General features: G+C 32.0%; 19 protein-coding genes and 1 pseudogene. 6 read left to right on the top strand and 14 right to left on the bottom strand.

Annotated elements, in window-relative coordinates; translation table 11 throughout:
• Window positions 1–5: 5 nt before the first annotated feature.
• Together HNP35_RS07550 and HNP35_RS07555 are read right to left on the bottom strand one after the other, a co-directional pair.
• Window positions 6–842: an ABC transporter permease gene (locus HNP35_RS07550; protein WP_184159976.1), complete on the bottom strand. Its 837-nt coding sequence runs from the start codon at window positions 840–842 to the stop codon at window positions 6–8.
• A 3-nt stretch (window positions 843–845) separates the two neighbouring features.
• Window positions 846–1,757: an ABC transporter ATP-binding protein gene (locus HNP35_RS07555; RefSeq protein WP_184159978.1), complete on the bottom strand. Its 912-nt coding sequence runs from the start codon at window positions 1,755–1,757 to the stop codon at window positions 846–848.
• A 106-nt stretch (window positions 1,758–1,863) separates the two neighbouring features.
• Between HNP35_RS07555 and HNP35_RS07560 the strand changes: the two genes are divergently transcribed.
• Entirely contained in the window at window positions 1,864–2,916 is a 1,053-nt protein-coding gene (locus HNP35_RS07560; RefSeq protein WP_184159980.1) for a hypothetical protein, read from the top strand.
• An 86-nt stretch (window positions 2,917–3,002) separates the two neighbouring features.
• Complete coding sequence (locus HNP35_RS07565) at window positions 3,003–3,860, top strand: hypothetical protein (RefSeq protein WP_184159982.1); 858 nt, start codon at window positions 3,003–3,005, stop codon at window positions 3,858–3,860.
• A gap of 125 nt (window positions 3,861–3,985) precedes the next feature.
• Here HNP35_RS07565 and HNP35_RS07570 read toward each other — a convergent pair whose 3' ends face one another.
• Complete coding sequence (locus tag HNP35_RS07570; RefSeq protein WP_184159984.1) at window positions 3,986–7,717, bottom strand: metallophosphoesterase; 3,732 nt, start codon at window positions 7,715–7,717, stop codon at window positions 3,986–3,988.
• 26 nt (window positions 7,718–7,743) lie between these two features.
• On the opposite strand from HNP35_RS07570, the gene HNP35_RS07575 reads away from it, so the two are divergent.
• Window positions 7,744–8,922 carry a Pycsar system effector family protein gene (locus HNP35_RS07575; protein WP_184159986.1) on the top strand — a complete coding sequence of 393 codons (1,179 nt, stop codon included), beginning with the start codon at window positions 7,744–7,746 and terminating at the stop codon, window positions 8,920–8,922.
• 242 nt (window positions 8,923–9,164) lie between these two features.
• On the opposite strand, the gene HNP35_RS07580 is transcribed toward HNP35_RS07575, so the two are convergent.
• Window positions 9,165–11,534 carry a GAF domain-containing protein gene (locus tag HNP35_RS07580; protein WP_184159988.1) on the bottom strand — a complete coding sequence of 790 codons (2,370 nt, stop codon included), beginning with the start codon at window positions 11,532–11,534 and terminating at the stop codon, window positions 9,165–9,167.
• Window positions 11,535–11,761: 227 nt separating this feature from the next.
• Here HNP35_RS07580 and HNP35_RS07585 point away from each other — a divergent pair, with 227 nt between their 5' ends.
• Both HNP35_RS07585 and HNP35_RS07590 read left to right on the top strand, forming a co-directional pair.
• The gene (locus HNP35_RS07585; protein WP_184159990.1) at window positions 11,762–12,514 is read left to right on the top strand and encodes an SDR family oxidoreductase; all 753 of its coding nucleotides are present in this window, start codon (window positions 11,762–11,764) and stop codon (window positions 12,512–12,514) included.
• A 72-nt stretch (window positions 12,515–12,586) separates the two neighbouring features.
• Window positions 12,587–13,168 carry a TetR/AcrR family transcriptional regulator gene (locus tag HNP35_RS07590; protein WP_184159992.1) on the top strand — a complete coding sequence of 194 codons (582 nt, stop codon included), beginning with the start codon at window positions 12,587–12,589 and terminating at the stop codon, window positions 13,166–13,168.
• Between the two features lie 85 nt (window positions 13,169–13,253).
• On the opposite strand, the gene HNP35_RS07595 is transcribed toward HNP35_RS07590, so the two are convergent.
• The 10 genes and pseudogenes from HNP35_RS07595 to HNP35_RS07640 form a co-directional block, all read right to left on the bottom strand.
• A complete protein-coding gene (locus tag HNP35_RS07595; RefSeq protein ID WP_184159994.1) occupies window positions 13,254–14,312 on the bottom strand; it encodes a nucleoid-associated protein in 1,059 nt (352 codons plus the stop codon).
• Between the two features lie 44 nt (window positions 14,313–14,356).
• Window positions 14,357–14,713 (bottom strand): annotated as a pseudogene (locus HNP35_RS07600) (four helix bundle protein); the annotation flags it as partial.
• A gap of 96 nt (window positions 14,714–14,809) precedes the next feature.
• Window positions 14,810–15,352, bottom strand: a complete 543-nt coding sequence (locus HNP35_RS07605; RefSeq protein ID WP_091492080.1) for an IS1096 element passenger TnpR family protein — start codon at window positions 15,350–15,352, stop codon at window positions 14,810–14,812.
• A gap of 210 nt (window positions 15,353–15,562) precedes the next feature.
• On the bottom strand, window positions 15,563–16,162 hold the full coding sequence (locus HNP35_RS07610; protein WP_184159998.1) for an HPP family protein: 600 nt from the start codon (window positions 16,160–16,162) through the stop codon (window positions 15,563–15,565).
• Between the two features lie 85 nt (window positions 16,163–16,247).
• Window positions 16,248–17,525: a chloride channel protein gene (locus HNP35_RS07615; RefSeq protein ID WP_184160000.1), complete on the bottom strand. Its 1,278-nt coding sequence runs from the start codon at window positions 17,523–17,525 to the stop codon at window positions 16,248–16,250.
• A gap of 343 nt (window positions 17,526–17,868) precedes the next feature.
• On the bottom strand, window positions 17,869–18,258 hold the full coding sequence (gloA2, locus tag HNP35_RS07620) for an SMU1112c/YaeR family gloxylase I-like metalloprotein (RefSeq protein ID WP_111363319.1): 390 nt from the start codon (window positions 18,256–18,258) through the stop codon (window positions 17,869–17,871).
• Complete coding sequence (locus tag HNP35_RS07625; protein WP_184160002.1) at window positions 18,258–18,833, bottom strand: sugar O-acetyltransferase; 576 nt, start codon at window positions 18,831–18,833, stop codon at window positions 18,258–18,260. Before HNP35_RS07625 ends, gloA2 begins: the two co-directional genes overlap by 1 nt.
• Window positions 18,833–20,326 carry a hypothetical protein gene (locus HNP35_RS07630; protein ID WP_184160004.1) on the bottom strand — a complete coding sequence of 498 codons (1,494 nt, stop codon included), beginning with the start codon at window positions 20,324–20,326 and terminating at the stop codon, window positions 18,833–18,835. Before HNP35_RS07630 ends, HNP35_RS07625 begins: the two co-directional genes overlap by 1 nt.
• 38 nt (window positions 20,327–20,364) lie before the next feature.
• Window positions 20,365–20,823 (bottom strand): YciI family protein, encoded by a 459-nt coding sequence (locus HNP35_RS07635; protein ID WP_184160006.1) that lies wholly within the window; start codon window positions 20,821–20,823, stop codon window positions 20,365–20,367.
• A gap of 9 nt (window positions 20,824–20,832) precedes the next feature.
• Window positions 20,833–21,291, bottom strand: a complete 459-nt coding sequence (locus tag HNP35_RS07640; RefSeq protein WP_184160008.1) for a DinB family protein — start codon at window positions 21,289–21,291, stop codon at window positions 20,833–20,835.
• Window positions 21,292–21,432: 141 nt separating this feature from the next.
• Between HNP35_RS07640 and HNP35_RS07645 the strand changes: the two genes are divergently transcribed.
• Entirely contained in the window at window positions 21,433–23,598 is a 2,166-nt protein-coding gene (locus HNP35_RS07645) for a TonB-dependent receptor (protein ID WP_184160010.1), read from the top strand.
• The last annotated feature ends 140 nt before the right edge of the window (window positions 23,599–23,738 follow it).

The following is a 23,738-nucleotide window of genomic DNA, read 5'->3' on the forward strand; positions in this document are numbered from 1 at the left end:
ATATACTATAAATCTCTATTTTTTAATAATTTGTATGCAGAAGATATAAATATGAATGTCCATGCTAGAACAATAAAAATCGCCGTATAGTTTATACTGTAATCGATATCTGTTTCAATTCCTATTTGTGAACCAATATTTTTAACGACAGAGAGTCTTGGCCCAGGATTAACAATTAGATTTGACATTGCTTCTAAAGGCAGAAATTGCATTATTTTTTCATCTGTATTGCTGTCTGGGAAAATTTTAAATGCCAAAGTTCCTTTTATAATTCCTTCGATAATACTCCAAACCAGAAGAAATCCCAAAGCAAAAGCAGAACGTTTTACAAGAATTCCTAAAAATAAACAAAAAGAAAAGAAACCCGTGAGTTTTACAAAGAAAGCTAAGAGGTAATCTAAGTCACTAAATATAATGCTGAACTCTGTGTAAGAAGAATAAAATAATCCTAAAATTAGGCTCAAGATAAAAATAAAAACAGTTGATCCGAAGGCGAATAAAACTACTGTCAAGAATTTTGAAAGTATAAATTCTTTTTTACTTAATCCATCGATTAGATTTTGTTTTAAAGTTCCGTAACTATATTCATTAGCCATCATAGAAACAATTACAATCGCCAAAAAGAATTTTAACCAAGCAGCTACATAAGTATTAAAATGCCAAATAAAAGGAAAATTAAAGATTCCCATTTCTGCTAAATGAAATTTAAATGGCCCAATATCAAATTTTATGGATGCAATTAAGGCTATAAAAGAAAGTAATATAAAGTAAGTTAAGGTTAAAATACGACTGGCTTTATTCATCCAGATTTTTTGCAATTCTATAGAAAGAAGTCTTTTCATGGTTTAGTTTTTTTGAGCGGTAGCATTTTTGGTTAATTCTAAAAATTGAGCTTCTAAACTGTTTTTACGTCTTACCAAATGGCTTAAAACAATATTTTTGGAAAATAAAAACTGATTTAAATCAGAAGCAGATAATTCAGATTTCAGATAAACTAAAACTTTTCCATCTTCTTCAGAAACGTGATCAATTGCAGAATGTTCCTGTAGAGCTGTTTTTAATAGCAAATTGTCATTAGACTGAATTTCAAAAAAACCTTCGTTTGAAGCCATGTCATCAACAGGACCAGAATATAAAATTTCGCCTTTTCTTAATACAATTACTTGAGAACAAACTTTTTCGACTTCATCTAATAAATGTGAAGCAAGCAAAATAGTAGTTCCTTGAGAAGCAATTTTTCTAATAATATCTCGAATCTGATGAATTCCTTGCGGATCTAATCCGTTGGTTGGTTCATCTAAAATTAAAATTTCAGGGTCGTTTAAAAGGGCAGATGCAATTGCCAAACGCTGTTTCATTCCTAAAGAAAAAGTACTGAATTTGCTGTCTTTTCTATCGTCCAGACCAACTAATTCTAGTTTTTCTGCTACTTTAGAATAATTGATGTTTTTGATTTTGCAAACCAATTTCAAATTTTGTTCTGCTGTCATGTATGGGTAAAAATTGGGTCTTTCTATAATTGCTCCAACTTTTTTCAAGGCTTCATGTGTTTCTACTTTTCCGTCAAACCATTTATAATTTCCAGACGATTTATTTACAACATTAAGCACAATACCTAATGTAGTCGATTTTCCGCTGCCGTTCGGGCCAAGAATGCCATAAACACGACCTTTCTGTATAGTAAAAGACACATTTTTTAAAGCCTGAATTCGGCCGTATCTTTTATTTAGATTCTCAATGGTTAATATGGTTTCCAAATTTTTCTGGTTTTAGTTTTTAGTATGACGAATCAACTTGATTTTTGTTACTTTAAATTCTAACTTTCAATCGTATTGATGTAAATTTGTATTAAAGATATTCAAAATGAGCGAGCCTTTAATGGTTTTAAAAAAACCGTCTTATCCTTTAACACAGCCACTTTTAAGTTATTTAGAAAGATACGAGCGTATTTCTAAGGTTTCTGTGTTTTATGATGATCTGCTTCGTTTTTCGGGTTCCATAAATGTTTATGATAAAAATGACACCGATACACTTTGGATTAGAGTGTATTACGGCGAATTTGAACGCAATGAAATTGATTTAAACCTAAAGAAAATTTATTCGCTTTTGCATTCTGATGGAAATAGTGAAATTATTCAGTATCTAAATGTCGATGCAATTGATTATTGTACTTTCGGAAATTCGAAACCTTTTAGAATAAAAGTTAGAAATATTCTGAACGATAATTACGTTCATTTTTACATTAAAAAAGCCGATGCTTCGAGGATTTATGGATTAGAACTGGAAGATATTCTTTCGCCAGATAAAATCAATTTTTTAGTTTATAAAGACACTTTGATCGAGGAGCATATTATCGGAATTCCAGGCGATGTTTTTATGGATACTTTATTAGAAAGCTGTTCTGAAACCGAAAAAGCGCAAATTGCTAAAGAGTTTGTAAAATTTAATGAACGCTGTATGATTCGTCTTTTAGGCGATATGCGTGCTTACAATTATGTAATTGTTCCAATTCACGATTTTGATCAGGTAGTTTATAAAATTCGCCCAATCGATTTTGACCAGCAATGCTATGAGGGAAATTTCAAAGTTTATCGCCCGCAGTTTTTTAAAGAAAATTTTCCGATGATTCAATTGATTAAGGAGAAATTAGAAGAGCGTTCAATTATTCAATATAAAGATGAAGAAAGAGCTATTTTGGCAAAACGTATCCATTCGGCAGAAACCAGAATTAATAAATTACTAAATATAATGTGCCATGACACGATTTCGACTCAAGAACATTTATTGCAGTTAAAAATGGAATTGTACAGATATACAAACGATATGAAGTTTAAAAATGCAAAATCAATGGGACATATTATGCACGCAGCATTCGAATTTATTACGCGTAATTTTAAAAACACACATTTAGTTTAAAAGTATTTTGCCACAGATTTCACAGATTAAAAGATTTTATAATCATTATAATTCTTTTAAGCTGTGGCTAAAAAAAAATAAATCTTATGAAAAAATCTTTTTTAATAGTCGTTTCTTTAATTTTATTGGCTTGTCAGCAACAATCTAGTTCTGACTTAAAAGAGCTTTATTCGCTTCCAAAAAAAATAAAAGAGTCTTCTGGAATTACTTATTTTCCTGAAACAAATATTCTTTATACTTTGGAAGATAGCGGAAACAAAAATGCTATCTACGCTATTGATTCAAAAGGGAAATTAGCTAAAACCATAACTATTTCGAACGCTACAAATGTAGATTGGGAAGATATTACAAAAGATAAAACAGGAAATATTTACATAGGCGATTTCGGAAATAATGACAACGAAAGAAGAGATCTATGCATTTATAAAGTTGCCAAAAATCAATTGAATAATGATTTGGCTAAAGCCGAATATAAAATTTCATTCTCGTATCCTGAACAAAAAGAATTTCCGCCAAAGAAAAAAGAAATGTTTTATGATGTAGAAGGTTTCTTTGAATTCAATGGTTATTTCTATCTTTTTACCAAAAACAGAAGTAAAGGTTTTGATGGAACTGCGTTTATCTACAAAATAAAAAATGTCGCAGGAACTCAAAAAGCAGTGAGAATAGGAGAGTTTAAAACTTGTAGTAATTACAATCATTGTGTTTTAACGAGCGCCACAATTAGTCCAGACGGAAAAAAAGTGGCCTTGCTTAGTCATGATAAAGTGCTTTTATTTAAAGGTTTTAAAGGAGATTTATTTCACAAAGGAACTCATACGCAAATAGAACTAAATCATTTTTCTCAAAAAGAAGCCATCGTTTTTAAAGATAATAACACCCTTTTGATCGCAGATGAAAAAGCCGATAAGATAGGAGGAAAGGTCTACGAATTTAAGCTCTAAGTTACTGAGATGCTAAGATTCTAAGGAACTAAGTTTCAAAAAAAACAGCCATGAATGCATGGCTGTTTTTTTTATCGTATCTAAGAAAAAAACTTAGAATCTTAGCATCTCAGAACCTTAGGAACTTAAAAACTATATGCTGCTCCAAAAATCACCCTTCCAATTTCGTCAGGAGATTTAAAGTATGAGATTCGTGCAGTTAAAACGTTGATTGCATTCAACCAAAGTCCGCCGCCGTAATCGTGGTGCCATTTTTTAGAATCTTCGCCATCAAGCCAAACTCTTCCGTAATCAAAACCGCCTAGAATTCCGTAAGTAAAAGGAGCAATTGTTTTTCTTATTCTGCCCAGGCTTAAACGTAAATCAGAACTTTGAGAAAAATACGAATTTCCTAAAAAGCGTTCGTTTCTAAATCCTCTTAAATCTGTATCTCCTCCTAAAGCTGCACCTTGATAAAATTCATAATTATTATTAAAAATGGCTTTTCCTTTCAGATAACTTGCTAAAATCAGTTTTCCTGTTTTGTCAATTTTATGTGTAAAACCTATAGCACTTTCTAGAGTTGGAAAGTTTTTATTGGTTTCCTCTAGATTGGTTGTCCATGTTCCAGCAATCATAAAAAACATTCCAAGAGTTGGTTTTGCTGCAAAATCTGAATTTTTGAAAAGATATTTTACTTTCAAACTTCCGTAATTCTGACTGTTAAATACATCTGGATTTACAATATTCGGAAGATTGATAAAACGATTCTCAGTTTCTTCAACCGTCATTCTCTGGAAAATGGGTTGAATGCTAAATTCGCTACCATATCTTCCAACGTGTCTGATAGCTCCAGAAGCATTAAATTTTCTGATTCGAACACGGTTGTAATCCATGCTTAAATCATCATCATATTGAGCTTCATTTCCGTAGCCAAAATAATTCATGGCAAAATTTGGGGTAGTATAAAGAGATTCAACATCAATAACCCATTTTCCGAGTAATCCAGGGAAATGTGCAGCGTAATTAAACTCTAAACCACCCGTTGCGAAATAATAAAAAGCATTTAAAACATGTCTTTGCGTATACGGATTTTGTTTAAAATTGTTCACCGTATAATTGAAATTAATACCAACTTTTACTCCATCATCAGGGTTAAAACCAATGTTTGGAAGCCCAGAAACGACATTGTATTTCGGTTTTTCATAGTTGTATAAGTTAACATCGTAATCGTCTGTTAATTGAGTCTGAGTTTTAGAATCTAAATTATAGGTGTTCTCTTTTGATTTAAAATCGTAAACAATAACTTTTCTTCCGTTTTCGATATTATAAGTATCATTGTTTTGTCCACCAATTAAACGAATCTTAATGTTTGATTTGTAATTGCCTTTTACTTCAAAAATATCATTATCATCTAAGCCGTAAATCCATAAATTTTTGGTTTTGGCATCTGTAACTGTTTTAGAGTAAAGCAAATCGTCTCCCTCTTTTTTACTTCTGAAAACCTGAATTTCTATACTTTTTTTAGCATTATGATTTAGAACAAATTTGTCTTTTTTGTCTGTTCCGGCAATCATAACCGTTCTGCTTAAAACATCAGCATAAATGGCAGCATATTTCTGAAGTTCTTTTTTTCTGTTTTTTAATTTTCGAATAATTTCATCGACAGTTTCATCCTGAACTTCTTTTGGCATGTTTTTAAAAGACTTTTCGATATCAGCATCAGATAAATTATCTTGAATATATTTTGCCTGTTCAATCCAATCTTTTTGATCTGAGGTTCTTAAGAAAGCCAAATCCATCGGATAAGGTTCTCTGCTTAACCATTTTACATTGCCAATTTTATCCTTAAAAGTTCTCATATGACGCAATGCCGGAATATTCATTAAAATAGAAAGCAAAGCCCCATCATATTTTACAAATGCTTGATCTCTGTCGCGCGGAATAGGTTTGTAAATTACTTTTCCATCCTTTTTAAATTCTGCCCAACGCCATTGATCGCTATGTCTGTCCCAATCACCAATTAAAATGTCGAACAAACGAGCTTTTATATATTCTTTTTCATCAACTGAATATTTTTCATCTTTATGGAGATTCAGCATCATGTCATCTGTGCCAATGATATTGCTTGGATTACCAAAGTTTTTGCCATCTAAATGATTATCAGCTGGTCTTTCTTCAATCATATACAATTGATCTCCAAAGCCTGCATTAAACTCACCCAAACCATTTTGTCGTGGAATGTAATATAGAATTGGATTTGTATGTAGTAATCCAATTTTGTTAGACATACCATCAACTGCATATGGAGCATATGGATGAGAAGTAGTGTAGAAATCAAACAAGAAACTTTCTGTATAAGTATCTTCGAAATCATTTACCACATATTGATCTTTAAAAGCAACAGATTGTAAAAATACGGTCGCACTTTTTTTCATGCCACGCATTACAAATTCACGCCCTTTAGGATCAGACATTCTTAAAGAAACCGATTGATGTCCACCGCCTTCGCGAATTGGTTTCAGTCCACCTTTTAGCGTATCAACAGTTGCAACATTTGCTTCAATGGGCATACTGTAATATTTTCTGTAATGTTTTCCGAATAAGAAACTATGAAACCAACTTTTATCTGTCATTTTAGGCGAATAGATAGAAGTTGTAATTTTTGATGGAAATTTATTTGGAATATCTGAAGCCCAGTTAATTTCTTTGGCTTTTATAATTTCACGTTCAAAAAGAAGTTTTTCTTTATTGTTTTCATTTCCATAGAATGAAACTTTGGCATCACCGCTTTTAAATAAAGTCAGTTTTACATAACCATTTCCACCATAAGAGAAGTCATTGTCATGCACAGCTCTGGCAGCTTCAGATTTAGATCCTGCACCGCTTATAATTTGCTGAATATTTTCATTGCTAATGTACTGCAAGTTATGATCGTGGCCAGAAACTACAATAACATTTTTCTGCTTTTGCAAAAGTGTTTTAATTCGCTTAGCGTAAATTGTATATTGTTTGTTCTGAATATCTTGTGGACTAACACCAGATGTTTTTCGTAATAAATTGATGAACGAACCAATAATTGGTAAAGGAATTTTTTGTTCTAAAGGGAATAATTGTTTTTCTAATGAAAATTGTCCACCATGAGTACCGTTGCTTAGTAAAGGATGATGAATAGCCAGAACAACAGTTTTCTCCTGATTTTTGTTTAAAATGTTTTCGAGTTCTTCAAAAAAAGCTTCTCTGGTTTTGATTTCGCAATTATCATTGATTGTTGGATGATTATCCCAATCTTCTAGAAACCATTCGCTATCGATAGTTACTAACGTTGTAATACTATCAATTTTCACATCTTCTATCGGGCAAGACTTTCTAGGTAAAAAAGCTTTCTTGTCATTTAGATGTTTTGTTACAAAATCGGCTTGTAATTCAAGACCTTTAATACCGCTGTACCAATCATGATTGCCTGGAATAAAGATGGTTTTTCCTCTGTAACCATCGGCCAATTTTAATTGATTAGTAAGTTTTGTTTCGGCTAAAGCCTTGTCTCCAGACTTTTTATCGCTCGGAAAACCTTTAGGATAAATATTGTCTCCCAAGAAAAGCAAAGTCGATTTTTTACTGGCTTTTTTCAGTCTTTGATGTAAAAGTTCCAGTGTTTGCTGTGCTTGTTCTTCGTCAGCATTTCCAGCATCACCTACAAGATAGAAAGTATGCGCAATTTTTATGGTATCTGTTGCGTTTTCATTCTCGATCGAGCTTACATTTTTTCCGTATTGGGGCTTGTGAGTTGCACAAGAATAAACTAGGAAAAGTAGAAGTAGAGTAACCGTTCCAGTTTTAATTTTGGCAATAAAATGATTATCCAAAAACAATTTCATAATTTAGTGGTATAAAAATATTCTTTATGAATCTAATAGAACAATCCGAAGATTTCGTCAGTAATTTACTCAAAGATAAACTTTCTAATTTATATTCTTACCATAATTTTAACCATACTTTCACAGTGGTTACTGCGGTAAAAGAACTTTGTAAAAAAGAAGATGTCGGAGATGGTGATAAAGAGGCACTTTTAGTTGCTGCTTGGTTTCATGATACGGGATATGTTGACGGTTACGAAAACCACGAAAGTAAAAGTGTGAAAATTGCAGAAGATTTTTTAAAAGAAAAGGGAAAATCAGAAGAATTTATTGCTCTTGTTTCGAGTTTAATTTTAGCTACAGCTAAAGAATATGAGCCTAAAACGCATTTAGAAAAAATCATTAAAGATGCTGATTACGCACATTTAATGGGAACTGAATATACCACAACTTGCGAATTATTACGACTAGAATTGAAAAATACTGGAATTGTAAACTTCTCAAATGCAGAATGGACAAGAGAAAATTTGAATTTCTTATTGAATAAACATCGATTTTATACCGACTATGCTCTAAGAAAATGGCAACCTTTAAAAGAAAAAAATCTGCTTTTGATTCAGAAAAAAATAAATAAACAAGAATTGAAAGCGGCCGCAGCAATCGAAGAAGAAAATAAAAAGAAAGATAAAACAGAAAAACCAGATCGCGGAATTGATACTTTATTTCGTGTTACACTTGGGAATCATACACGCTTAAGCGGCATTGCAGATAGTAAAGCAAATATTCTTTTATCTGTAAATGCGATTATCATTTCGATTGCACTCTCTTCAATTATACCTAAATTGGATAGTCCTAAAAATGCACATTTAGTTGTTCCAACTTTTATTATGCTGATGTCGAGTGTTGTCACAATTATTTTTGCAATTCTTTCTACAAGACCAAAAGTAACTTCAGGTTTTTTTACTCGCGATGATGTTGAAGCGAAAAAAGTAAATTTAATGTTCTTCGGAAATTTCTATAAAATGCCTTTAGAAGATTATGATTGGGCCATGAATGAAATGATGAAAGACAGAGATTATCTGTATTCTACAATGATCAAAGATTTGTATTATCTAGGTTTGGTTTTACAGCGAAAATACAATCTACTCAGAATTGCCTACAACTTTTTTATGGTCGGAATTATTATCACCGTAATTGCGTTTGTGATTGCTTTTAAATCGATTTAAAAAATTAGAAAATATTGTTACGATTAAAGCTTTGTCAAAGTTTGGAACTTTGACAAAGCTCTTTTTTTTTGCAGAAGTATTTTAAACACGTAGAAACATAGTTTTTTCTCTTTATCAAAAAAGGATTAAGAAAGAAACTAGTTTCTCACACATAACTATGTGTATTGATGCAAGTGAAACGCCTCTTTAAAGTTTCGAAATCTATGTTTCTATGTGTTTAAATATAAAAAAAGCCCAACTGGTTAGTTGAGCTCATCTAATAAATCTTGATAGGTTATTTTTTTTACACCTGGTTTTGCATTGTTGTTGATCACTTTTACGCGAATCGCTCTCAAACCAGAAACTCCTTGAAGATCTTCTACCTCAAATTGTTCAATAGCAGGTTCCAAAACTTTTTTATGCTGTAGATATTTAATGTATTTTAGGTATTCTGCTTCTTCGCTATTTTGAGAATATACAATTGTAATTTTCTCTTTTTCAGTAATTCGTTCAGTTGTGCCTTTAATATGAGATTTGTCTATACGTTTTTTAACTACTTCATATCGTGCATTATAAGTTCCATCAACATCAAAACGTTTTTCGTCCATTCTAAAGCGAATAGAAAGGGGAGAACTGAAAACTAAAATCAACGAAGTCACATCCAATTCGTAAGGAAGTGATTCTTTAAGGTCGTGATGTTCCAATTCCATTTCGCATAAAGTCTGTAATTGCCATAAACGAAGATTATGCAAATACATAATGTCGAATGGTTTTGTTGGCGAAATTGAAGCTCCGATGTATAGATTGTGTTCTACACCATCCGTTTTAAAACGCTCATAATAATGAGGGTAAATCTGCTGTGCTTCAACTTGTTTTTTATCTAAAACCGTTGCCAATCTTTTATTTATGATTGACATTGCATTGTCAAATTTCTTTCTTTCTTGATAAAACATTCCTGTTTTTTCGTCCAGACTTTCAAAGTAAAGTTTTTCTAATTGTTCGTTTTTAGGGTTGCTTTTTGTGTTTTTAAGTATCGGATGAATTTCTTCTTCAATATAACGCTGAATGTGTTGTTCAGTATCTGCTTTTAGAGGGAAATCTAATTCGCTTCTGAGAGATTCCAATTCAAACTTTCTTTGTTCCAAAAGAACTAAATTTGAATTCGAATCCTGATTTTCGAAAATTTCTAAAAGAGCAGAAAGCTGACTTTTTAAATCTGTTTTTACCGTTTCATTTCGATGTTCAGAAGAACCTTTGATGTCAATTTGTCCATACAGCGGGAATACATTTTTAAAAACAATTTCCTTAAAAATATAATCTTTTGTATGATTTAAATTTTGAAAGTAGTTCTGAGACTCTTTCTTAAATTTCCAGTAAACACTAGGATGAATTGTCGTGTATTCACGTTGAATAATCGCTTCAACTTGGTGTTGCATATCCGTATTATATCGGTCAATTGTATCTGTTAAATACGGAAGAACCAATTCTAATTTTGTCGCATTTACACTATTTAAATCTCTCGGATTTTCAGAAACCAATTCGACAACTCCTAATAAATGCCCGTCTTTTATTATTGGTGCAAAAATACAGCTGTGAATGTTTTGTGCTAACAAATGCTCTCCAAGTCTTTTGTTCACAGATTCTTCTGTGAATTTTTTCACATTAGAAATAACAAAAGGCTCTTTTTTGTCTAATAGATTTTCGAATGAACAGCCAAAGAAAGCATTTTTGCAATCTATTTCCTGATCAGATGAAAGCAGATAGCTTATAAGTTTGTCATTGTATTTTGCTGGTCTGAGGAATTTTTCTTCTTCTGGATTATAGACAATAAAACCAACTTTTAAATTAGGAAGATTAAAGATTGACTGAAAAATATTAGAAACTTCTTCACCAGTGGCAACAGTTTTTTCTCCTGGTTTGAGCAAATTACTTTTTAAAGTCGAAATAGCGCTTTCGGTAGTAGCATCAAAAAGAGAAACAATTCCGAAACCTCTTAAAATCCAGCTTCCAGAAGGAAATTTAGATTTCCATAAATCGATATCATTATAATTGTCAATAAGCTGGTCGATATCTTGCTGCGTTAGTTCTACAGAATTTTCAGTTGGGATTATTTCCATAAAATCAGCATTGTATAAAATGCGGTAGTGTCTTTCAACACCTTGTTCATCTGGAATATCGTAGAAAAAAGGCTGGTTAAAATCGATATGTTGGTTATAATAATAGCTTAAAATTAAACAACAGTTATTGATGTAAAATTGATGTTCACTAAAATCACGAATTTCCATATAAAATTCGTCTCCTGCGTTTTTTAGAATTTTTTTGAAACGTTCAGTATAATTAAAAGAGATATTTTGAAATGGAATGGTAACCGCTTTTATTTCGTTATGCGTTAATGCAGTCGGAAATAAATCGGCTAAAATATTTTTGATTAAAGCTTCATTGTTTTTGATTACTGAATAATCTTGGATTCCTGTCCTTAATTCCGGAATCAATTCAATTTGTTCTAAAATCGCTTTGGCATAATTTGATCTGTAATCAACATCAGACAAAGCAATTTCTTCAAAAGATTCAATTAGCTTATGAAAAGAGATTATGGTAGTGAAAGGACTTTCTTTAAAAAATTGAATATCCATCTTAGTTTATTTTTAATGCAAAATTAATGATAAATTAAGAATCTCAGACATTTTACGATTTCTTTCATTTATAGTTAAATAACTAAATCCCTTATAAATAAAGGCTTTAAAATACGCGCTTTTAATTTTAACTTATTTTTAACAATAATAATAACGGAACGATCGTTCCGTTATTATATCTTTGTACCATAATAATTGAATAATCAATAACTTAAAAAACAAATAAAATGAAAAATTTAGAAAACAAAGTAGCAATAGTTACAGGTGGAAACAGTGGAATAGGATACGCAGCAGCAGCTGATTTAGCTTCAAAAGGAGCAAAAGTAATTGTAACAGGAAGAAACAAAGAAGCTTTAGCAAAAGCAGAAACAGAATTGAACGTTACCGGAATTGTTGCAGATCAATCTGATTTAAAATCAATTGACAGTTTGGTAGAAGAAGTAAAAGCACAATTCGGAAAAGTTGATGTTTTATTTTTGAATGCCGGTATCGCAGCTTTTGCTCCAGTAGATTCTGCTTCAGAAGATCATTATGACAGTATTATGAACGTGAATGTAAAAGGAGTTTATTTTACTGTTCAAAAAGTATTACCAATTTTAAATGATGGTGGTTCTATTATTTTTAATACTTCTGTAAATGCTCAATTAGGAATGCCTGGTTCAAGTGTATACGGAGCAAGTAAAGCAGCAGTTTTATCATTAAACAGAATCTTTGCAGCTGAATTAGCAGGAAGAAAAATCAGAGTAAACGCGGTTTCTCCTGGTCCAATTGAAACACCTTTATATGGAAAAGTTGGTTTAGAAAAAGAAGAAGTAGAAGGTTTAGGAGCTGCTTTAGGAAACAAAATTTTATTGAAACGTTTTGGACAAGCTGCGGAAGTTGCTAAAACAATCAGTTTCTTAGCTTCAGACGATTCTTCATTCATTACAGGGACAGAAATTGTTATTGACGGTGGACTTACTGTAAATACAGTATTATAATTTTTTTGACAAATTCAGGAACGATTGTTCCGTATTTTTAGTATCTTTGAAAAGGATTTTAATTTTAAAGCAATGGCTAGAACAAAAGAATTTAACGAAGATCAGGCTTTAGATAAAGCAATTGAAATTTTTTGGCACAAAGGTTACAACGGAACTTCTGCGCAAGATTTGGTGACACATTTAGGATTAAGTCGCTCTAGTCTTTACGATACTTTTGGTGACAAGCAAAAACTTTTTGTTAAGTCGTTAAAGCGGTATCAGCTGCAAAATCAGGAGAATCTAATAGAGCTTTTTGAAAAATCTGAGAATATTAGAACAACGATTACTGAAATTTTCAAACAAGCTGTTTTAGAAAGTCTTCAAGATCGCATTACGAAAGGCTGTTTTATGGTAAATTCTGCGGTTGAATTGGCGATGCACGACCCTGAAATTGGAAAAATCGTTCACGATAACCAAAAAGCTGTTGAAGATATTTTTTGTAATGCAGTAGAAAAAGGGCAGAAGTCTGGTCAGATTTCAGATAAACAAGAAGCTAGATCGTTAGCGCGTTTTATCTTTAATAATTATTCTGGAATTCGGGTCTTGGCGAGAGCAGGCGAGAAAGACAAAAAAGTTTATGACGATATTCTAAAAGCAATTTTTTCTTTATTTTAGAAAGAATTTAAGCAAATAAAAAACGGCAGTTACAAACGTAACTGCCGTTTTCTGTTTTAAGTAAGTAATAGAAAATGAAAACTTCTTAGCTTTTCTCTTCTTTGTTGAAGTAAACTAAGTAGTAATACATTTGTTTTTCTTCATCCCAGCCTTTTTCAACAAATTTTTCTGCACTTTCTGGATTAATAAAATCCATTTTGATTTGAATGTGAGTATCTAAATTAATCACATTTTTAATCGATTTTCTAGCGTCAGAAACTGCTGCGTTGGCAATAGGGAATGATGTAACATCTTCGATGCTGTATTTTTCTCCTTTATCAACTTTATAGTTTTTAAATTCAGGAATCAAATCAGGATTATCTAGTACTTCATTCAAGAAATTCTGCTCTTCGAACTGATCATTTTTAGCGAAATAATTCACAGATCGGTTCATAAACATTACTTCCTCTTTCTTATCTTCTGCTGGCAAAACAACATCTTTGGCAAAGTTTTGACAGAATTTTAAATATTTTTTAGTGATGAAATTTTCATCTTCAAATGCGTCAACAGATAAAAAGTGCTCTAACCAGTAACGCGCATCATAACGGTTACTATCAACAGTCAAAATTTTGTATCCTTCTTCTTTTTTGTAGTTGAAAATCAAACATCCTTTGTCTAATTTATTCAAGTTGATTCCTTGTTGCAGAATCATTTCAAGGTTGCTTTCCTTTTCTTCAAATTGTAAAAAGTCAGCTTGCAATTCGCTTTTGAAAATTCCGATAGCATCAACAACATTATTATCAATACTCAGATTGGTTAAATACGTTACATAAACCTCACCATTTTTAATGTGCGGATGATTTGATTGTTCGTATAAATGTTTAGTAATGTTTTTCGAAATCTCATGTATATTCGCTGGATTAGCAAAAATCTCTGTTGCGTATTTAAACATGTCATTGTAATCCAAGTCCACTTCGTGTGCAAACTGATAATAGTTTTCTTCTTTTTCTCTAAAAGGCTTAAAAAAGAACTCTTTTATCAAAGGAACAATCTCATCGTTAAGATTAAATGGCTGCTCTGATAAAAAAATAGCTTCGTTACGGCTCTTGTTTCCTACGCGGTGTATCGAAAGCGTGTCGATGTGGGTATTGAAAAGATTTATCATGTGTATATAGGTTCTGAGGTTCTGAGAAGCTAAGGTACTAAGGTTTAGTTTCTTTCTTTTATTTTTTTGATAAAAGAAACTAACATTCGTTCTATTTCGCGACTGTCCTCATATAAGTTGTTAAAATCGTATTCTTTTAAATAAGATATGTTTTTTGCTATTTCTAATTGAGTCTGCATTTCAAATAATGATCCTACAGAAATGTTTAAAAAACGTAAAAGTTCTTTATCGCTTTCTCGACCAAATCCTTCTGCAATATTACTCGGGATAGAAATTGAACTGCGTCTAATTTGTGAAGTTAATCCGAAGATTTCTTCTTTGGGAAAATTGTTTGTTGAAAAATAAATTTTGGTCGTCAAAGCCATCGATTTTTGCCAGACCAATAAAGTTCTAAAATTGCTCTTTTCTTATTTTTAAATTTAGTATAAAAATAAGAAAAGTCTGTCAAAGCAAAGACCTTAGAGCCTTAGCATCTCAGAACCTTAGAACCTCAAAAATTAATTCCAATTCTCCTCAAATCCATAATCTTCGAAGCTGTCGTCTCCTTCGAACATATCAAGATCATCTTCGTCTAAGTCATCCTCAAATTCTCCGTAGATATCATTGTGCATATCATCGGCTTCGAAGTTTTTTTCGATAGCGTCTGAAGGCATTTCTCCGTGAGAAAACAAAGTTTCTGGGTAAGTTGCTCCAACAGCTTCATCTTCGATTGCAGCCAATTCAACTAAGAAAGTCCACATGCTGATGAAATCGTAAACGTAAATGATTTTAGTATTTTCTTTGTCTAAGATACTAGATAATGGGTAATCGTTCATGGTTCTTATTTCGCCAGGAACATCTCCAGTATCAAAAAGCGGAATTTCATCTTCCTGATTCCAAGTGTCATCACAAGTGTAGAATGATGCTACTTCTGATCCGTCAAAACCAAAAGCGTTGAAGATTGCATTGTGTAAATCCTCAAGTGTATCTTCCTCAAGAATTGCGATGTCTCTAAAAATATCTTCTTCGGCGTCTAGAATAACTCTAAATTTATAAACCATAATCTTTGTTTTTATTGAGAGGTCAAAGGTAAAATATAAAAAACGAAATACGAATTTTGAATTACGATTTGTTGAAAAGATTTTAATCTTTTGATTTACTGTTGTTTTGGATTGGAGATCTTGCAAGGTTTCCAAAACCTTGTAGGTTTGTAATTATATTTAAAGTTATACCTACAAGGTTTTTTAAAACCTTGCAGGAAAGACATAAAATTACTTCCCAGTAATTCTTTTTCGAATTTTATGATAATGTTTATGATAAGTACTATGACTCGGATAACTTCTGCTTGAAGTCATATTATTAAAAATGAGAGCCGTTACAAATAAAATCAGAACTCCAGTTAAAACAGGCGAAATTACATACATATATCCCAAGCCTTTTATTTGGGCAGAACCTGTAACAGCAATCAAAGCTGTAGCTCCTCCCGGCGGATGGAGCGTTTTGGTAATCTGCATGAAAATTATCGAAAGCGAAACAGCAAGCGGAGCCGTTAACCAGACAATATCAGGAACCAGTTTGCCAACGGTAACGCCAATAAAAGCTGAAATCAAATGACCTCCAATTAAATTACGAGGCTGAGAAAACGGACTTTGAATTATTCCGTAAACCAAAACGCTTGAAGCTCCAAAAGAGCCTATTAAGAAAACGGCATCAGGACCATAAAAATGAGAAGATTCAAGATAAGCGAGAATTCCAATGCCGACAAAAGACCCTAAAAATGACCAAAAATGTTCTTTATAATCTACTAAAGTTTCTTTGTATAAAATGTAACGTGTCTTTCTGTAGCTTCTTTTTATTTTTTGAACAGGCATAGTTGGTAATATGATGTTTTTTTGTTCGTTATGTTTTTAAATACACTTTGCTTTCGCTGTTTATTACTGTTTTATAAATCTTCAATTATTTAACCAAACTTGGCGAATAACTGTAAACAGTGTAAGGATAAATTGCTTTTGCTGTATATTTTGAAATCAGACAAACTGCTAAAATTGGAAAAAACAAGGTATAATCATTTGTCAATCCGCAAACTAAGAAAATGGCTGTAAAAGGCGCATGAATACTAGCGCTCAAAACAGCTGCCATTCCGATAATCATAAAGTTCACTGGAATTACATTTACATGAAAGAAAGTATTTAAAACAGAAGCCAATAATAATCCTAAAAATGCTCCGATAAATAAGCTTGGAGCAAAAACACCTCCGTCACCACCAGAAGCAAGCGTAATTGAAGTTACAATTGGTTTTAAAATCAATATTGCAATAAAACTTAAAGCTAGAGTTATAGTTAAAGGAAGCTGATTCGAAGTTCCGAAAATTCCTTTTATAGCATGATAACCTTCTCCGTATAATTGAGGGAAAAAGAAAAGTGAAACACTTAAGACCGCAGATCCGATAATGATTTTATAATAGTGTTTGTTGATTTTTCCGAATTGTGATTTAATGAATAAAACACATTTAGTTAAATAAACCGAATTCATTCCAGCTAGAATTCCTAAAAGAATGAAATAAGGAATCGCTTTTAAATGCCATGTTGTAATGGAAACCGCAAATAAAGGTTCTTCTTTTAAAATCGTCAATAATCCAAAAGCTATTGAAACGGCGATTAAATTGGAAATAACAAAAGCACGAGTAACTTTTCTGGAAATGACTTCAAAAGCAAATAAAACGCCCGCAATCGGACTGCTGAAAAGTGCCGTAACACCAGCTGCAACTCCTGCGCAAATTAATTCTGTTTTGTATTGACGGAAAACATTTTCTTTTTCGTGAGCCACAGAACCAATTGTAGCTGTAGCAACAACGGTAGAAACTTCGATTCCGGTCGAACCTCCAAAAATAACAGTCAATAATCCGTTTATAAAGTGAGATGGAATTTTATAAGATGGAAGATTTTTTTTAGTTTGTGTGCTTTCAAAAACTTCTTTAATTCCTTTATTTTCTTTTTTCTTGAAAAGATATTGTCTTAGAAAATAAATTACAGATAATCCGAAAACAGGGAAAATAATGTAAAAGAATGGATGAACTGAAACTTCATGAAAGAAAATCTCTTCGTAATATTCTGTGATTTTTTTGAGTGAAATTCCGAGAAAGGCTGAAAGAAAACCAATTAAAATAGAAACAATAACTAATTTTCGGAATTTAATGAATTGATGATTTTTTTTGATTTGCGCCGTTTTGTTCATCAGAAGTAAATTTGATTCCGCACTTTTTTTATGCGGATTACAAAATTAAGCATCAAAATTGGTTTTTTTATAATAAATCTTGATTTTAGTGTGTTAAAATCGATATAAGGAAGAAAAATCATTCAAGAGAAGGCTTACCACAAAGGCGCTAAGACACGAAGTTTTTTTCTTAAATGGATGGTTAAAGCCAAAGTTTGTCATTTCGACGAAGGAGAAATCTTCGCAAGTAATTCCGCAATCAAAATTGACAATCTTTGTCGATCTAGTAACGAAGATTTCTCCTTCGTCGAAATGACAAAAATGAGATAAAATCTTCGTGTCTTAGTGTCTTTGTGGCAAGAGCTTAGCGCTCATAAAACTCAATCGGCAATAAATCAGGATCAGCAATAAAAGTGAAACGTTTTTCGGTAGTTTCATCAATTCTGATTGGTTCTGATTCGATATTTTTTGAAGTTAAAAAAGCAATCGTTTCTTCTAGATTGATAACTTCAAAAGCCAAATGGCGTAAACCAACAGCTTCAGGTCTTGAAGGTCGTTGCGGCGGATTAGGAAATGAAAATAATTCGACAACATAAGAACCATTTAAAGCCAAATCTAACTTATAAGATTGGCGTTCTTCACGATAAATTTCTCTAATAATAGTCAGACCTAAAATCTGCGTGTAGAAATATTTCGATTTTTCGTAATCGGAGCACAAAATGGCAATATGATGGACTTTATTAAGGGTAAGCATTATTTTTCTTGTTCAGGTTCTTGATTTAATTTTCTAATAACTTTTGCTGGATTTCCAACAGCAAGTGAATTGTCTGGAATGTCTTTTGTTACAACAGATCCAGCGCCAATAACACAACCTTTTCCAATTGTCACTCCAGGACAGATAACCGAATTTCCGCCAATCCAGCAATCGTCGCCAATGGTAACGGGATAAGCATTTTCGAGTGTTTTTCTCAATTCAGCGTCAAGCGGATGAGATGCCGTATAAATTTGAACGTTTGGCGCAATGAATACATTCGAACCAATATTCACAGGAGCACAATCCAAAACAACACAATTCACATTAAAATAAACGTTTTCTCCACAAAAAATATTATAACCATAATCGCAATGAAAAGGAGGCTCAATATATAAACCTGCTCCAGCATTTGGAATCAGTTCTTTTAAAATTTCTTTTGCCTTTTTGGTAACTCTATATTCTTTTACATTTAAACTATGCAAAAGATTTTTAGCATTTCTGCGACCTTTAAATAGTTCAGGATCAAAAGCATTGTAATATTCGCCAGAGATCATTTTTTCTTTTTCTGTTTTCATTATTTAATGTTGTTTTTTTCGAGGATTGCATTTAAGGAATAACTTCCCCAATCTACATTCATATTTTTATTTTGCTTTCTAACTTCTAGAATTCTTTCGTTAATAGCTTTGTCTTTAAAAGAAATTAGTGTTTCTACGATTTGGAGATAAACATGCGGATTGCCTTCATTTTTTAGTCTTTTAAAAAGACTTTCTGCGAAAGATTTATCACCCAGTTCTAAAACTTTTGCACAATAAATTTCGAAATCATTGACATAGGCCGTTGCAATTTTTTCTTTTAGAATTTTGTAAGTAAATGGTTTGTCATTAATTAATAAAAAATTCAGCATAGTTTCTTCGAGATTTTCAGTGAATATTCCCTGAGTGAATCTCGCAGTTGATTTTGTGTTTTTTATCTGATAATTCGGCATAAGTTCCTTTTTAGAAAACTCTAAAGTTTTACCACTATTCAATTGCAGTAAATATGTAAATCCTTCCAAGGTAATAATATGTTCTTCTTGCCAAATTTTCCACAACAAATCATCATATAATGGAGATGGATTTACTAAAATGCCTTCGTAAACAAACTTGATATGATATTCTTTAATGTTTTGATGCTGAACTTTTGTAAAAGGAATTTTTAATAATTCTAATGCTTTTGCATCTTTGTAAGCAGCAATTGCGGCATACATTTCTAACCATTCATTAGAAAAATGATCATTATCTAAAGTTTCGTATAACCTCTTTTCTAAAAAAGGAAAGAAATGCGGATCGGGAAAATTTTGAATGGCTTTATAAGTATAAAAGTAGCCACTTTCGCCATCATCGTCTAGCTCTTTCTCTCTATTGGTAAGAATGAGCTCAATATCATTTGGGTTTTTATATTTAGATAAAGTAACTAAAGCGCTTTGGTTATGTTTTTTTATAACTAAAGCGCGTAATTTAGGATATAAAGCTTTCGTTGGCGTTGCGCTTTCAATTGCATTATTTAAAGCATAAAGACTGTTTTCTTGATTGATTAAGATAGTTTCTAGTTTCGAAAATTCCTTCTTAGTTAGTTGCCTAATCTCAGAATTCTCATTCTCAGGATTTACAAGATTAATGAAAAAATCGCCTACTTTTTCGGTTGAAATTATACAGCCAAATTGCGTTTTTACTGGAGCATCGTCATTAATATGATCTTTTACTAACGAAAACAAATCAAAATTTTTGTAATTGCCTAAAGCCCAAAAAGAATAACAACGCACAACTGCATTCGAATGTTTGGTTAATTGCAATAATTCTTCTTGTGAAGCAGTTTTTTTTAATTCTTCAAAATTATCATATTGTTCAGGTCTATTTCCGCCATAACCTACAGCAGATCCCATCAAAACATTTATTTTTTCTATCTTTTTTACAATTAGATTAGTTTCCTCAGATATATCAGTATTATTTTTTCCTGCACAACTTAACTGAAAAAAAGCAATCAGAAGAAAACTGAATAAAGAGCAACGAATAGATATTTTGTTTATCATAAGAAAATCAAGAATGTATAGATAGTATAGAATAAAATTTACATTTTCGTCTTAGCAATTTTATCGTGCATTTTTGGAATCTCCTGCAATGCTGCTGTGCAGTACCAAGGCGTTAACTCGGCTTCAAGTAAATTGGCTTTTATAGCAGGATCAGTTTCAACAAGTTTTTTGGCTTCTTCTACCGTTTCGACATTAAAAATATAAATGCCACGATAATTTCGGTCATTTTTCATAAAAGGGCCAGCAACAGAAAGTTTCCCTTCTTTAGCAAGTTTGTTAATATTAGCCATATGGCCTTCAAAAAGCTTTTTGCTTTCTTCTTTCGAAACGGTTGTATTACTTCCAGATTTTAAAAGACAAAAGACATATTTCTTCATTCCGTATTCGTCGGCGTGAAGTGATTTTGCTAGAGCTTCGTCGTATTTTGCTTCGGTTTCTTGAGAAAATCCGATTAACGTAAAAGATAAAAAACTGAAAACAAAAAGTAGTTTTTTCATAAATGAAGTTTAAAGTAATTTCTTCAAAATAACAATCTGTCCCAAATGATATACATCATGCTGAATAATTCCGTGAATGTGTTCATAATAAGTATGACCATTATTAACATAGATTTTGGCTAAATCAGCATCATCAAAATTTTCAAAAAAAGCAGTCCAAGAATCTTGTGATTTTGCTAATGTTTGAAGCGATTGTTCCCAAGCAACTTCAGACGGATCTAAGACAGGAACGAAATAATTATGATCTGGAGTTTTGATCACTTCTCCCTGCATACGCTCCAAAATATTTCTTCTCCATTGAATTAAATGATTTACAATTTCCCAAATCGTATTTAAATTTGGATTTATTTTTCTGTAAGCTTGTTCTGCGGTTACATTTTGTAAAGTGTTGGCTAGGTTTACTTCTAACCAAGGATTTCCATTATAAATGGATTGATATAAATTTGAAATTCTAGTGCTTTCTGACATAAATGGTAATTTTTTGGAATTCCTAGCTAAGATACAAATTAGTCATTTACAACTCATCCTCGAAATTCTACAATTGGGTTATTATATATTTTTTAACGTTTAATGTTAAAATATATTTGCCTCATCAAAACCAAAGATGATATGAAAACCAAATTATTTTTTACCATTAGCTTTTTATTTTTTACAGCTTTAATTTTTGCTCAGAATACTATTTCGGGAAAAGTTGTAGACCAAAAAGGGAAACCAGTTGCAGGCGCTAATATTTATATTGACGGAACTTACGACGGAGCAACAAGTTCTGAAACAGGAGATTTTTCTTTTGAAACTACAGAAACTGGAAATAAATTTTTAGTGGTTAGTTTTTTACTTTTTGAAACATTCAAACAAGAAATTGATGTTGCGAATTATAAAGATCAAACCGTAAAACTAAGAGAAAACGTAAATGCATTAGATGCAGTTGTTATTACCGCTGGAACTCTTGAATCTGGAGAGAAAGCAAGAGTTTCTGTTTTAAAACCACTTGACATTGTAACAACTGCAGGTTCAGCTGGAAATATTGTGGCAGCTTTGCAGACTTTGCCAGGAACTCAAAGTGTGGGTGAAGACGGACGTTTGTTTGTACGTGGAGGAGAAGCAAATGAAACACAAACATTTGTAGACGGAATTCGTGTAGCGCAACCATACGGTGCAACTACAAATAATTTACCAACTCGAAGCCGTTTTTCTCCTTTCTTGTTTAGCGGAATCGCATTTTCTACAGGAGGTTATTCTGCAGAATACGGCGAAGCATTGTCGAGTGTTTTGCTTTTGAATACAAATGACGAAGAAGATCACGAAAAAACAGATATCGGATTTATGACGGTTGGTTTGAGTTTAGGAAATACTCAGAAATGGGAAAAAAGCTCATTGAGTGTTAATGCGATGTATGTAAATCTAGCGCCTTATCAAGCTGTAATTCCGCAAAACGTAGATTGGAATAATCCGTATCAATCGCTTGGAGGAGAGACTGTTTATAGATATAAATTTACAAACGGAGTATTTAAATTATATGCTTCTTTTGATTCAGAAAGATTCGATTTAAATCAGAAAAACATCAATTTTGAAAATCCGATTAGAACGGATATGAACAACAATAACTTCTATTTAAATTCGTCTTACAAAGGAAGTATTGGACCAGGATGGCAATTAACTTCTGGAATTAGTTATGGTTACAGTAAAAATAAATTGAAATATGATATTACTGGAATAGACAGTCAAGAAAATGCTGCACAGCTAAAATTGAAATTGTCAAAAAAAGTATCAAACTATTTTAAATTTTCTTTTGGTGCCGATTATTTCATTACAAAATTCAATGAAAATATTACCGACAATGCTTCTCTTAATGTTAATAACGGTTACGACTCTAATATTTTCGCATCGTATGCAGAAGGAGATATTGCATTTTCTAAAAATTTAGCTTTAAAAGTTGGTTTAAGATATTCAAACAATAGTTTATTAAATGAAAATAATATTGCGCCGAGAGCTTCATTGGGGTATAAAGTGTCAAAAAGCAGTCAATTCTCTTTTGCTTACGGAGATTTTACGCAGACGCCGGTTGTAGATTATATTAAATATTCAAAATACCATCAATTTGAAAGTGAAAAAGCAAGACATTATATTTTAAATTATACGTTTACAAAACCTGGACAATTGCTTAGAACAGAGTTGTATTATAAAGATTATAGCAATTTAGTTCAGTACGATACAAGAGATATTCAATACAATTCGGTTTTCAATAACAACGGATCGGGATATGCAAAAGGTTTCGATTTGCTTTGGAGAGACAGTAATCTGTACAAAAACTTAGAATATTGGATTTCATATTCTTACATCGATTCAGAAAGACAGTATAAAAACTTTCCAAGTATGGTAACTCCGAGTTTTGTTGCCAATCATAATCTATCTGTTGTAACCAAATATTTTATCACAGATTGGAAATCACAAATCGGATTTACAAATAGTTTCAGTTCGGGACGTCCGTACAATGATCCGAATCAAACACAATTTATGAATGGAAAAACAAAATCGTACAATAGTTTGAGTTTCAACTGGGCGTACTTATTGACAACACAAAAAATCCTTTATTTCTCAGTTTCAAACCTTTTAGGAACACAGAACGTTTTCGGATACGATTATGCCAGAACGCCAGACGCAAGCGGAGTTTATCAAAGACAAGCTGTAATTCCGACAGCAGACAGATTTTTCTTCGTAGGTTTCTTCTGGACAATCAGCCAGAATAAAAATGAGAATCAGTTGAAAAACTTGTAGTTCTTGTTAAAGGTTCTAAGATATTAAGGTTCTGAGGTTCTAAGGAAAAAAACTTAGAACCTTAGCATCTCAGAACCTCAGAATCTTTAAAAAAAACAATTCAGTAACCAAAATCAACAACTCAGTATCATTTAATTTTA

It is taken from the genome of Flavobacterium notoginsengisoli, from assembly GCF_014207905.1.
Taxonomy (GTDB): domain Bacteria; phylum Bacteroidota; class Bacteroidia; order Flavobacteriales; family Flavobacteriaceae; genus Flavobacterium; species Flavobacterium notoginsengisoli_A.

Excerpts from the sequence above, each read along its gene's own strand:
- HNP35_RS07590 (WP_184159992.1), top strand. The coding sequence starts at position 12,587 with ATGGCTAGAACAAAAGAATTTAACGAAGATCAGGCTTTAGATAAAGCA.
- HNP35_RS07580 (WP_184159988.1), bottom strand. The coding sequence starts at position 11,534 with ATGGATATTCAATTTTTTAAAGAAAGTCCTTTCACTACCATAATCTCT.
- HNP35_RS07640 (WP_184160008.1), bottom strand. The coding sequence starts at position 21,291 with ATGTCAGAAAGCACTAGAATTTCAAATTTATATCAATCCATTTATAAT.
- gloA2 (WP_111363319.1), bottom strand. The coding sequence starts at position 18,258 with ATGCTTACCCTTAATAAAGTCCATCATATTGCCATTTTGTGCTCCGAT.
- HNP35_RS07595 (WP_184159994.1), bottom strand. The coding sequence starts at position 14,312 with ATGATAAATCTTTTCAATACCCACATCGACACGCTTTCGATACACCGC.
- HNP35_RS07605 (WP_091492080.1), bottom strand. The coding sequence starts at position 15,352 with ATGGTTTATAAATTTAGAGTTATTCTAGACGCCGAAGAAGATATTTTT.
- HNP35_RS07570 (WP_184159984.1), bottom strand. The coding sequence starts at position 7,717 with ATGAAATTGTTTTTGGATAATCATTTTATTGCCAAAATTAAAACTGGA.
- HNP35_RS07575 (WP_184159986.1), top strand. The coding sequence starts at position 7,744 with ATGAATCTAATAGAACAATCCGAAGATTTCGTCAGTAATTTACTCAAA.
- HNP35_RS07560 (WP_184159980.1), top strand. The coding sequence starts at position 1,864 with ATGAGCGAGCCTTTAATGGTTTTAAAAAAACCGTCTTATCCTTTAACA.
- HNP35_RS07550 (WP_184159976.1), bottom strand. The coding sequence starts at position 842 with ATGAAAAGACTTCTTTCTATAGAATTGCAAAAAATCTGGATGAATAAA.
- HNP35_RS07635 (WP_184160006.1), bottom strand. The coding sequence starts at position 20,823 with ATGAAAAAACTACTTTTTGTTTTCAGTTTTTTATCTTTTACGTTAATC.
- HNP35_RS07630 (WP_184160004.1), bottom strand. The coding sequence starts at position 20,326 with ATGATAAACAAAATATCTATTCGTTGCTCTTTATTCAGTTTTCTTCTG.
- HNP35_RS07585 (WP_184159990.1), top strand. The coding sequence starts at position 11,762 with ATGAAAAATTTAGAAAACAAAGTAGCAATAGTTACAGGTGGAAACAGT.
- HNP35_RS07615 (WP_184160000.1), bottom strand. The coding sequence starts at position 17,525 with ATGAACAAAACGGCGCAAATCAAAAAAAATCATCAATTCATTAAATTC.
- HNP35_RS07625 (WP_184160002.1), bottom strand. The coding sequence starts at position 18,833 with ATGAAAACAGAAAAAGAAAAAATGATCTCTGGCGAATATTACAATGCT.
- HNP35_RS07565 (WP_184159982.1), top strand. The coding sequence starts at position 3,003 with ATGAAAAAATCTTTTTTAATAGTCGTTTCTTTAATTTTATTGGCTTGT.
- HNP35_RS07610 (WP_184159998.1), bottom strand. The coding sequence starts at position 16,162 with ATGCCTGTTCAAAAAATAAAAAGAAGCTACAGAAAGACACGTTACATT.
- HNP35_RS07645 (WP_184160010.1), top strand. The coding sequence starts at position 21,433 with ATGAAAACCAAATTATTTTTTACCATTAGCTTTTTATTTTTTACAGCT.